Annotated in this window: 4 protein-coding genes; 2 read left to right on the plus strand and 2 right to left on the minus strand. The window is 69.4% G+C overall.

What is annotated here, in order from left to right; all coding sequences use genetic code 11:
- Positions 1-72: 72 nt before the first annotated feature.
- Together ADBZ5U_RS14975 and ADBZ5U_RS14980 are read right to left on the minus strand one after the other, a co-directional pair.
- On the minus strand, positions 73-780 hold the full coding sequence (locus tag ADBZ5U_RS14975; RefSeq protein ID WP_526811507.1) for a type 1 glutamine amidotransferase: 708 nt from the start codon (positions 778-780) through the stop codon (positions 73-75).
- Positions 777-2033 (minus strand): MurT ligase domain-containing protein, encoded by a 1257-nt coding sequence (locus ADBZ5U_RS14980; RefSeq protein WP_526811511.1) that lies wholly within the window; start codon positions 2031-2033, stop codon positions 777-779. The genes ADBZ5U_RS14975 and ADBZ5U_RS14980 overlap by 4 nt, the downstream gene beginning before the upstream one ends.
- A gap of 51 nt (positions 2034-2084) precedes the next feature.
- Between ADBZ5U_RS14980 and ADBZ5U_RS14985 the strand changes: the two genes are divergently transcribed.
- Together ADBZ5U_RS14985 and ADBZ5U_RS14990 are read left to right on the plus strand one after the other, a co-directional pair.
- On the plus strand, positions 2085-3116 hold the full coding sequence (locus tag ADBZ5U_RS14985) for a DEDDh family exonuclease (protein ID WP_526811512.1): 1032 nt from the start codon (positions 2085-2087) through the stop codon (positions 3114-3116).
- A gap of 9 nt (positions 3117-3125) precedes the next feature.
- On the plus strand, positions 3126-3719 hold a 594-nt coding region (locus ADBZ5U_RS14990), incomplete at its 3' end, for an alpha/beta hydrolase family protein (protein ID WP_526811509.1).

The following is a 3719-nucleotide window of genomic DNA, read 5'->3' on the forward strand; positions in this document are numbered from 1 at the left end:
CGACGAAATGGCGCGATCTACACGTACTTCTGCTGCGTAATGTCGGTTTGGGCGAAAAGGCGGGGGGGGGGATCACGAGCGGCGGGGGGCCGCCAACCGCTCCCGCCGCAACCGATCGACCTCGGGCAGGTCCAGGGGCTCCAGCGGCCCGACCACCCGGGACAACAGCAGGTCCGCCAGTTCGGGGTTGCGGGCCAGGCACGGCCCGTGCAGGTACGTGGCGAACACGCTGCCCTGCACCGCGCCGTCGATGCCGTCGCCGAGACGGTTGCCCGCCCCCTTGACCACGGCGGCCAGCGGCCGGGCGTCGGGGCCGAGAACCGTTCCGCCGCGGTGGTTCTCGAACCCGGTCAACGGTTCGGTGAGCCCGTCGATCAGCGGCGTGGAGACCACTTCCCCGATGGTGCGCTCCGGTTGCGGCGAGGTGGTGAGGTCCAGCAGGCCGACGCCGTCGACCCGTTCGCCTGCCGCGGTTTCATACCAGTGACCCAGCACCTGGATCGCCGCGCAGATGGCCAGCACCGGCGCGCCCCGATCCGCGGCGCGCTGCAGTCCGGGGTGGCGCAGCAGATGCCGGGTCGCCAGTCGCTGGGCGTAGTCCTCGGCTCCGCCGAGGGTGTACAGATCCAGCGAATCGGGCACCGGTTCGGCGAGGGTTATCTCGACGATCTCGGCCTCAATCCCTCTCAGCCGCAACCGTTGTCGCAACACCACCGCGTTGCCGCCGTCACCGTAGGTGCCCATCACGTCGGGCAGGACCAGGCCGATCCGCACCGTCATGAGCGCTCCAGTGCCCGTTGCAACTGCAGGAACGCGGTGTAGTTGGCGACGACCTCGACGTGCCCGGGCGGGCAGGACGCGATCGCCTCGACGGTGTCATGCACCAGGGTGTGCTCGACGCCGGCGTAGCCGAGGCGCACCGCCAGATCGGTGCCGCGTTCCCCAGCGGCCACCACGGCGGTTCCTGTCCCCGGCTCTCGTCGAGAAAGCGACTCATCGGCGAACCGCTCGAAGCGGACGTCCCACAGCCAGGAAAGGTCCTCCCCGTCGGGCACCTGGCCGTTGACCGAGATCACCACTCCCGCGGCGGTTTTGTCGACCATCGACAGCGCCTCCTGCCAGCCGGCCGGATTCTTGGCCAGCAGCATCCGGGCGGTGTGATTCCCGATCCGCACGGTGCGGTAGCGGCCGGCCACCTCGTCGACGGCCGAAACCGCGGCCAGCGCCGCAACCCGATCGGCGCCCATCGCCACCGCCGCCGCGACGGCCTGGGCGGCATTGCCGCGGTTGACCGCGCCAGGCAGAGACAGGTGCATCGGCTGCATGAAACCATCAGGGCCGTAGAGGGTTTCGGCATCGACTCGCCATTGCGGGGTGGGACGTTTGAAATCAGTGCCGGTGGAATACCAGTGCGACCCCTCCCGGGCGATCACCTCCCCGCTGCGCGGACAACTCACCGAGTCGCCTGCCCAACTTCCGCCGGCGGCCACCCAGACGACGTGCGGGCATTCGTAGGCCGCCGACGTCATCAGCACGTCGTCGCAGTTCGCGACGACCACCGCCTCGGGGTGACGGACCAGACCGGCACGCAGCGTGCGCTCGATGTGGTTGATCTCACCCACCCGGTCGAGTTGGTCGCGGGAGAGGTTCAGCAGCACGATGACGGCAGGGTGTACCGCGTCGGCCACATGCGGGACGTGCATCTCGTCGACCTCGAGGGCGGCCAGCACCGCATTCCGGTCGGCGGCCAGGGCGGCCACCAGGCCGGCGTCCATGTTGGCGCCCTCGGCGTTGGTCGCCACCGGGCCCATCGTCCGCAGGGCGGCGGCGACCATCCGGGTGGTGGTGGATTTGCCATTGGTGCCGGTGATGACGGCGGTGCGCCGCCCGGTGCCCAGTTGGCGCAGCACGGTGGGATCTAGCTTCATCGCCACCAGTCCGCCGATCATGGCGCCGGCGCCGCGGCCGGTGACCCGGGAGGCCCAGCGTGCGGCCGATCCCAGCGCCAGCGCGGAGCGTCCGCGAGTCGTCATCCCGGGTTTCATGGTCGGCATCGCAGGTGAGTGTATGCCGACACGGGGCTGATGTCCCCCGGGCTGTCGGAGGTGCGTGCCATTCTGGCCGTTGTGAGGCACACCTGGGGTAAGCCGGCCGGTGAGGCGGCGGATGGCTGGGTGGTCGTCGATGTCGAGACCTCCGGTTTCCGACCCGGGCAGGCCCGCGTGCTGAGTATCGCCGCGTTGGCGCTCGACGCCGACGGGCAGGTGGAGCACTCGGTGGTCAGCCTGCTCAACCCCGGCGTTGATCCGGGTCCCACGCACGTGCACGGCATCACCGCCGAGATGCTCGAGGATCAGCCCACTTTCGCCGACATCGCCGTGGACGTCGCCGAACTGATGCACGGTCGAACCCTGGTGGCGCACAACGCGCCCTTCGATTATTCCTTCCTCATCGCCGAAGCCGAACTCGCTCGCGCCGCCCTTCCGGTGGACAGCGTCATGTGCACGGTCGAACTGACCAGGCGGCTCGACCTCGGCCTGGACAATCTGCGTCTGGAATCCCTTGCGCGGCACTGGCGGATCCCGCAGACCAGGGCGCACGACGCCTTCGACGACGCGCTTGTGCTGTCCCGTGTGCTCACTCCCGCGCTGCAACGGGCTCGTCAACGTGGCGTCTGGCTTCCGGTCCGGCCGGTGACACGGCGCCGGTGGCCCAACGGATCGGTCACCCACGACGAACTGATGCCACTGAAGACGCTGGCGTCCCGACTGCCCTGCCCCTACCTGAATCCCGGCCGCTATCAGCGCGGCGGGCCACTGGTGCAGGGTATGCGGGTGGCGCTGTCGGCCGAAGTGAGACGCACCCACGAGGAGTTGGTCGAGCGCATCCTGCACGCGGGTCTGGCCTACGCCGACGCCGTCGATCCGGATACCTCGCTGGTGATCTGCAACGAGCCGATGGCCGAGCAGGGCAAGGGCTTCCAGGCCCGGGAACTCGGCGTGCCGACGGTCACCGACGAGCAGTTCATGAGCAGTGTCGGCGCTGTGGTCTGCGGCACCGGGATCGACGAGTTCGAGCAGTCGATCAACCAGGGTCAGCAGTTCGCGCTGTTCTAGGGTGGGCAGATGAGGACCGAACGGTTCGACTTTCCCAACGCCCGGGGACACACCCTCACCGCGCTGCTGCAACTGCCCGATACCGAACCGCTCGACTACGCGCTTTTCGCCCATTGCTTCACCTGCGGCAAGGACAGCCGAGCGGCCAGACGCATCGCCGAAACCCTTGCCGCGCATGGAATCGCGGTACTGCGCTTCGACTTCACCGGTCTGGGTTCCAGCGAGGGTGACTTCGCCAACACCGACTTCTCCTCCAACATCGAAGACGTCGTCGCCGCCGCCGACCATCTGCGCACCACTCGGCGGGCGCCGGCACTGCTGGTCGGGCACAGTCTCGGCGGGGCGGCGGTGCTGGCCGCCGCGTCGCACATCCCGGAGGTGCGGGCGGTGGCCACGATCGGGGCGCCCTCCGACCCCGGCCACGTCACCAACCTCTTCAGGGAACAGATCGAAACGATCCGGGCCCACGGTGCCGGCGAGGTGGAGCTGGCCGGCCGGGTGTTCCGGATCCGCGGCCGGCCGACCCGGCGAGGTGGTGGTCACCGAGGCCGGCCGGGGCAGGTTCCAGCAGGCGATCACCATGGGCGGCCATCGTCTCGTCGC

This window comes from Mycobacterium sp., assembly GCF_040398885.1.
GTDB lineage: Bacteria > Actinomycetota > Actinomycetes > Mycobacteriales > Mycobacteriaceae > Mycobacterium.